General features: G+C 60.3%; 6 protein-coding genes. 4 read left to right on the forward strand and 2 right to left on the reverse strand.

The features are described from left to right. Positions 1–1,104: TonB-dependent receptor (locus tag NX05_RS18525; protein WP_253956543.1), on the reverse strand; the 1,104-nt coding region annotated here is incomplete at its 3' end. 336 nt (positions 1,105–1,440) lie between these two features. Next, positions 1,441–4,377 carry a TonB-dependent receptor gene (locus NX05_RS18530; protein ID WP_039438436.1) on the reverse strand — a complete coding sequence of 979 codons (2,937 nt, stop codon included), beginning with the start codon at positions 4,375–4,377 and terminating at the stop codon, positions 1,441–1,443. 705 nt (positions 4,378–5,082) lie between these two features. On the opposite strand from NX05_RS18530, the gene NX05_RS18535 reads away from it, so the two are divergent. The 4 genes from NX05_RS18535 to NX05_RS18550 form a co-directional block, all read left to right on the forward strand. Then, positions 5,083–5,667, forward strand: coding sequence for a hypothetical protein (locus tag NX05_RS18535; RefSeq protein ID WP_230597805.1), 585 nt, complete (start codon positions 5,083–5,085; stop codon positions 5,665–5,667). Between the two features lie 25 nt (positions 5,668–5,692). Further along, positions 5,693–6,133 (forward strand): DUF2235 domain-containing protein, encoded by a 441-nt coding sequence (locus tag NX05_RS18540; RefSeq protein WP_080764622.1) that lies wholly within the window; start codon positions 5,693–5,695, stop codon positions 6,131–6,133. 153 nt (positions 6,134–6,286) lie between these two features. Further along, on the forward strand, positions 6,287–6,862 hold the full coding sequence (locus tag NX05_RS18545) for a hypothetical protein (RefSeq protein ID WP_039434499.1): 576 nt from the start codon (positions 6,287–6,289) through the stop codon (positions 6,860–6,862). 25 nt (positions 6,863–6,887) lie between these two features. Further along, positions 6,888–7,626 (forward strand): phospholipase effector Tle1 domain-containing protein (locus NX05_RS18550; protein ID WP_162231370.1); only part of this gene is annotated, 739 nt, incomplete at its 3' end.

Genomic DNA, 7,626 nt, shown 5'->3' on the forward strand with positions numbered 1-7,626 from the left:
CTGTGCCTGTAACCCAGGCAACACCCCGCAAACGGCCGAAACCGGCAAAAAATCGGCGATTTGAGCGCCCTCAGCGCGGCGGATGCGGTTGCTTCGTTTTCCGGTCGCGTTGATCAGACCATCCTTAGCACCGGTCAGCGCGAAGAACGAATAATCGTGCCAGCTGAAGTCGTATTCCGAACGCAGCACCTGCGTGTAAATCTCGACCGCATCGTTCGGGCGCCACTGCATCGCAAACGCGCCGGTCTTGCGCTCGCGTTCGCCGACGGTGGTGTTGATGCCGGCGCCATGCGGAACGAAGACCTGCTGGCCTTCGTAGCCGGGGATATCCTCGGTCTGTCCGTACCACGGCTCGATCGAAATGGTGTCCTGACGGAACGGGCTGGTCTGCTGCGAGTAGTTCACCAGGATGCCGATCTCGCCGATACCGGTCTGCCAGCGATTGCTAAACAAGCCCGAGAACGCCGGCTTGCCCTCGTCGGCGAGGTCGTAATAGTTGTACTGCACGCTGCCGGCGATCTTGCGGCCGTCGTAGTCGAACGGCAGGCGCGTGCGCAGGTCGACGGTGCCGCCCAGGCCACCTTCGATCATGTCGGCAGACGGATTCTTGTAGACGTTGACGCCGCCGAGCAATTCGGCCGACACGTCTTCGAAGCTCAGGCCACGGCCATCGTTGGCGGTAAAGATGTCACGGCCATTGAGTTCGGTACGCACCTGGGTCAGGCCGCGAATGGCGATCGAGCTGCCTTCGCCGTAGTTACGCGAAATCTGGATGCCGGAGATGCGCTGCAACGCCTCGGCCACGTTGTTGTCGGGCAGCTTGCCGATGTCTTCGGCAACGATGGAATCGACGATCTGCTCAGCGTTCTGCTTGACCAGCTGCGCCTTGGTGACGCTGCTGCGGGTACCGGTGACCTGCACGGTGTCCAGCTGTTGCGTCGTCGCATCCGATGCCGGGGTAGCAGTGGTGGTCGCATCCTGCGCATAGGCCTGCGCGCTCAGCAGCGTGGCCACACTGATGGCTATCACGGAGCGGCGGAAATCACGGGTCGAACGCTGACCCACAGTCCGGCCTGCCGGAATGTGGCGATGTTGCACTGACATGGTGCTCCCTCCCAGGACGCATGTACTTCTAGTTTTAGCGGACCGGTGCGCGAACGCCCTACCCGTCGTTGGTGCTGGCTTGGCATCCGCCTCCGACAAGGGCCGGGGCTGCGTGGATGCGGTGTAATCCCGAGCGGGCTTACCTCGTAGCTTCGGCGGAGCATAGGGTGCGACCGTCGTGCCAGACCAATGAAATATTCCTGGAAAGGTATTCGCTAAACCTATAACAACGCCAGAAAACCCGCCGACTCCGGCATCACAAGGCCAGAGCGCCGGGCTAGGCGTGCGGGCTCAACTCTGAGAGCCCGCACACGTTGACGGCGTGATTGCGCGCACTTACCAGTTCATGCGCAACACCAGCGAGTAGCGCCGGTCGTTGACGAACCAGCTGCGCGTGTACAGATGGTTGTCCACATCACCACCGGTGTAGGACGTCGGCCCCATCAACACCTTGGTCACGGTGTTGGTCAGATTGTTGGCCTGCACGCCAAGCTGCACATGCGGGTTGAAGCGATAGAACGCCGAAGCATCGAGTTGGCCGTAATCGTCCGACCAGGTCGGCAACTTGGTCGACACGTCGCTGGCGGTGAGCAGGTAACGCGAACGCCAGTTGTAGGCTAGGCGCAGTGAAAGTGGTCCCTTCTCGTAGATGCCGGCCAGGTTGTAACTACGCCGCGACAGACCTTCCAGCGGCAGGCTCACACCCGTGACGGTGGTCTGCGTGTACGGGTCGGTGGCGGTGTTGACGCCGCCGCTGCTGTCGACGAAGGTGAAGTTGGCATTGACGCCGAAGCCGCTCAGCCAACCCGGCCAGGAATCGAAGAACTGCGTATAGCCGTATTCGAAACCGCGGATGCGCCCCTTGTCCATGTTGTACGGACGCGTCACCAACCAGTCCTGGCCACCGTAGTTTTCGGTGACCGTCTGGTTGGAGAAGTAATCCTTGACGCTTTTGTAGAATAGCGTCAGGTACATCATGTCGCTGGTGTCGAAGTACCACTCCAGCGCGGTGTCGTACTGGTTGGCCTTCATCGGCTGGAGGTTCGGATTACCGGCGGTCCCGGTCCACCTGGACACCGTGCCGTTGGACTCGGTGTTTGCGGCCAACAACAAGTACGGCTGCAATTGCGTGTAGTCCGGGCGTGCCATCGCCTTGGACGCAGCAATGCGCCACTGCAGCGCGTCGGAGAACTTGAAGCGCATGTTGAAGCTCGGCAGCACGTTGGTATAACTGCCCTTGGCATTGTTGGCGAAGTACTGCCCGGTGTACTGCTCCCGCAGCGCTTCCAAACCCGCGCTTCCCGACAGGTCGGGGAACTGGCCGTAGCCATTTGCCTCGGTCCTGGTCTGCACGATGCGCACGCCGATGTTGCCGTCTACCGGCACGCCCAGCGCTTCGTCGTTGCCGAAGTACAGCACCGCGTAGGCGGCCTGGGTGCGTTCGAACTGGCGATTGATGTCCTGCAGCTGGTACTTGTCCGGCGCCCAGCCCGACCCGCGCAGCGCCACAATCTGCTCGATCATCTTCGAGGTGCCGGCGTAATCCTTGACCGCGGCAGTGCTCGGAAAGTACAGGCTGTTGGGCACATCGATCTTGCCGCGGAACAAATCGGAGTACGAATACAGCTGCGAGGTGCCGGTCATGTAGGTGGCCAGATCGGCCAGGCCGGTCCCATTTGCGGTCCCGGGAATCTGCGCCCAGTTATCGCTGATCACGCCCCAGTTGTAGCCGGAGTTCTTGTTGATCTGGGTGCGGTCGGTGGCGCGGATGCCGGCACGGAACGTGCGCAGCCAGGAGCTGTCGTCGAAGGCGTATTCCAGGTCGAAGCGCGTGGCCAACTCGCGGCCGCGATTCTTCGCCAGATGGTCCATCGCCGCACTCCAGAAATAATTGGAGGGGTTGCTGGTGTAGGTGCTGTCGGCAATCGCCACCGACGGATATTTGCCGCTCAGATCGACATTCAGGCCCGGCAGATAGATCGAGTCGAACAGAGTGAAGTCCAGCGAATCACTCTCCGAGCGCACCAGCTGCATGTCGCCGCGCACGGTGAGGTTGCTGGTGAGCTTGTGGGTGAAGCCGCCGGACAAATCCGAGGTGGTCGTGGTCTGCTGCGAGTAGCGGTTGTTGGTGTAGAAGCGCACGCCATCGTTGCCGGTGACGTTGCCGCGCCAGGAACTGGACGTCGGCGAGCCGCTGACGAAGCGGCCGTCGGCATCGTAGGTAAATTGGCTACCGGGCGCCGGCGCAATCGCGTTGGTGTCGTCGTTGAAAAATGCTGCGCGCTCCTGCCAGTTCATGTCGTAGCTGGAACGCATGTACTGCACATAGATCTCGGTGTCGTCGCTGGGGCGCCACTGGAACGCGCCGGCCACGCCGTTGCGCTTGCGCTCGAAATCAAGCTGCCGCCAGTTGACGCCGCCGGGCACATAGACCTTGTCGAAATTGGTGCCTTCCAGCAGCGCCGCATCGGTGCGCCGCACGAACGGCTCGACCTGGATGCCATCGCTGCGGGTGGCCAGTTCCGAATGCGCCACATCCACCATCACGCCCATCTCGCCGAGGCCGGTATTCCAGCGATCACTGAAGAGAAACGAGCCCGATGGTTTGTAGGTCTTGCTGAAATCGCCGTAGTTCACGTCAGCGGTCGCGCCGATGATCCGGCCAGGTTGGTCGAACGGCATGCGCGTGCGCAGGTTGACCGTACCGCCAAGACCGCCTTCGATGATCTCGGCCGACGGGTTCTTGTAGACGTCCACGCCCGCCATCAGTTCGGCAGGCACATCCTCGAAACTCAGACCACGGCCACTGGCGGCGCTGAAGCTGTCGCGGCCATTGAGTTCGCCGCGCACCTGGGTCATGCCGCGGATCATCACGCCGCTGCCTTCGGCAGAAAAATGGTCCGGATCGTTACGCGCCATGAAGTGATCGATGGTCACGCCGCTCACCCGTTGCAGGGTTTCGGTGACGCTACGGTCCGGCAGTGCGCCGATATCCTCGGCGCTGACCGAATCAACGATCTGTTCGGCATCGTGCTTGATCGACTGCGATTTGATCAGGCTGGCGCGCACGCCGCGCACTTCGACCGCGTCCAGGTCGGTGGCCTTGCTCGCACTGCTCGAGGAGGCAATCTGGGACGACTGCGCCTGCTGCGCATAGACCGGCGCAGCGAGCAATAACCCGATGCTGATGGCCATGGCGGAGTAACGCAACGAAGGCAAACCGCGGGCGAGCACGCCCGTACCTGCCGAGGCATGGCTGGAACACTGGTACATCTAAATCCCTCCCAGGACGCAAGACGATTGAAACGGGTTGTCGCAGCGCAGACGCGCGGCGTGATCACGCAAAAAACGGGCGATGCCGCCCGTCATTTCTCCCCAGCAGGCAGCTTGGCCGCCGATCGCGTGCCCGACGTTACGTGCGCTTCAGCGTGCGATCTGGTCGACAGGTATAGGCGAGTCCTTCTGCGCCAGCCAATGAAGAATTTATGTACTGGTATATCGAAATGAAATGGAACGATCGATCCGCGCGCAAGGAGATGGGCCGATGTCATGGAGCTTGGCGGACGACTGAGAAAGCGCTCGCTGACCACGAACGCAGCGTCAAGCATTGCTGCAGTCCAAGCTTTGCCACCAGTCGGTCGGCAGCATCGGCACACCCGCTACGCTCTCGCCCCCGCCGCCGCGGTAGCAACGGGACACCGCACGCATGGGCGAAGGGAGAAAAACGTCCACATCGCCGACGAAGCGACCACGGCGCAGACGCGGATGACAATGCAGGACGACGCTGCTACGAACAGGAGATGGCGCGCGCACGCGAGCCGCGCCAGCACCGCGTTACGATGACCGCATCGATCGGTAGCAGACGTCCCCTCTACTTTTCCCAGGTGGCCCCATGGCTGTGCGACTTCCTTGCATCCCGCAGCACCGCGCAGCGCTTCCCCTGCTGCTGTGCGCCGTCTTCGTTCTCCCTCTGAGTGGATGTTCGCGCATGAATACACCGACCAACGACCATCCGGTATTCACCTGATCGGCAATATTCCCGTCGATGCCCATAACACCGTGCATATCGATACCAGCAAACCAATTCCGTTCGCCGACCATGCGTTCGGGGCGATGTGTTACGACACCTATGGCTGCAAGGTGCTGTACGACGGCAGGTACGAGGCCCACGATCCCGATGATGTCAAACAGATCTCGTCAGCGTCGCTAGGCGATGGTTACCCAGGTAACCTTGACTCAGGCACGATCGGCATCCGCAACTTCCCACACCTCCCGCCCCCTGCCGAGGTGACGTGGCGCTCCAAGGATGGCCAGCCGCACCATGCGCTGGTCGACCTTGATACAATCTTCAAGGACAAGGTGGTGCTGCACCATGTGCCGCAGGAACAGCTGCCGCCGATCCTGCAGGCCGATATCTCTCCGGATATCATCCTGGAAGTGAACGACCGCACCATCAATGTGTATATGAAAGCGATGGTGCAGACGACCGTGCTGCAAAAGCCGGGCAACCCAGACAGCGATTTCCGCAACGACCTGATCCTCGCCTACAGCAAGACCTATTGATGGCGTATTCGCCAGGGAGCATGTAATGGCTAACGAGCGTCACGACGAGAAGAAATGGGCCGATGGTGTGGAAACCTATCCGGCGACTGCACAGGATTTGGCTGCTTATCAACGGAGCCGCCATGCGCTGACTCAGTTCCAAGCGCCCTTGCTTGTCAGCCAGAAGAATCCGCATACCCGTTTGTTTGTTGCCTGCTTCGACGGCACCGGCAACGATAAGTACAAGGATCCTGAGCACATCACCAATATCGGTATTTTGAATAATCATGTGCAAACGGCGAAAACTGATAATGTCAAAAATATCGGCGGCTACTACGTCCCAGGCGTAGGCACTCAGGACGATTCCTTCACTCGCAACCTCGACGGTGGCCCGGGCTATAGCGATGGGCCACGGATGGAAGCGAGGGCGCGCTGCCACGTATCGCTTTGCAGGTCACAGGACAACAAGGGCAATTGCGTGCGCTGAGCATATTCCGGGAAGCAGGCTGTAGTAGGCTAGCATTCCCTTCCAGCAGGTGGCCCCATGGCTGTGCGACCGCATTGCTTCCCGCAGCACCGCGCAGCGCTTCCCCTGCTGCTGTGCGCCGTCTTCGTTCCCCCTCTGAGTGGATGTTCGCGCATGAATACACCGACCAACGATCCATCCGGTATTCACCTGATCGGCAATATTCCCGTCGATGCCCATAACACCGTGCATATCGATACCAGCAAGCCGATTCCGTTCAGTAAACATGCGTTTGGGGCGGGCTGCTACGATACGTATGGCTGCAAGGTGTTTTACAACGGAAGATACGAGGCAAATTATCCCGAGGATGTCAAACAGATTTCCTCTGCCTCCCTCGGCGATATCTACCCTGACAATATGCACGCTGGTACGATCGGCATCCGCAATTTCCCGCACTTCCCGCCCCCTGCCGAGGTAACGTGGCGTTCCAAGGACGGCCAGCCGCATCATGCGCTAGTCGACCTTGATACCATATTTAAGGACAAGGTGGTGCTGCACCATGTGCCACAGGAACAGCTGCCGCCGATCCTGCAGGCCGATATCTCTCCCGATATCATTTTGGAAGTAAACGACCGCACTATCAATGTGTATATGAAGGCGATGGTGCAGACGACTGTCCAGCAGAAGCCGGGCAACGAATATAGTTATTTTCGCAACGACCTGATCCTCGCCTACACCAAGACCTACTGATGGCGGATTCGCCAAGGGGCGTGCAATGGATAATGAGCGTAACGATACGAGGACATGGGCCGACGGTGTGGAAACCTTTCCGGCGACTGCACAGGATCTGGCTGTCTATCAACAAAGCCGCCATGCGCTGGCGCAGTTCCAGGCACCGCAGTTGGTCAGTCAGAACAATCCGCACACCCGTTTGTTCGTCGCCTGCTTCGATGGCACCGGCAATGACAAGAACAAGGATCCCGAGCACATCACCAATATCGGCATCATGTACGATCAAGTGCAAGCAGCCAACTTCGCTGGTTTCCGCAATATCAATGGCTACTACGTCCCAGGCGTAGGCACCCAGGACGATGCCTTTACCCGCAACCTCGACGGTGGCCTGGGCTACAGCTATGGGCCACGGATGGAAGAGATGTACTTGAAGTTCATCAACCAAGCCAACGACTGGAAGATCGAAGATCCCAAAGCCGAGATAAGCATCGCCTCCACCGGCTTCAGCCGTGGCGCGGTCACCGCAGCAATGTTCACTCGTATGGTCCACGAGCGCGGCATCCAAAATCCCAAAGACATGAAGATCGACCGTGGCCCAGACGGCGAAATCCTCAAACTCACCCCCACCCACCCGCCGCTGGTGCCATCGGGGCGTACCGCGCAGGCGGTGGGCTTGCTGGACCCGGTGGCCACCGGCGACATGAACCTGCGCGACACGCGCCTGCCGCCGTCGGTGGTGTCGGGCCTGCAACTCACCGCCCGCGACGAGCGCCGCGATCTGT

The organism is Xanthomonas vasicola, from assembly GCF_000772705.2.
In the GTDB taxonomy this organism is placed as follows: Bacteria; Pseudomonadota; Gammaproteobacteria; order Xanthomonadales; family Xanthomonadaceae; genus Xanthomonas; species Xanthomonas vasicola.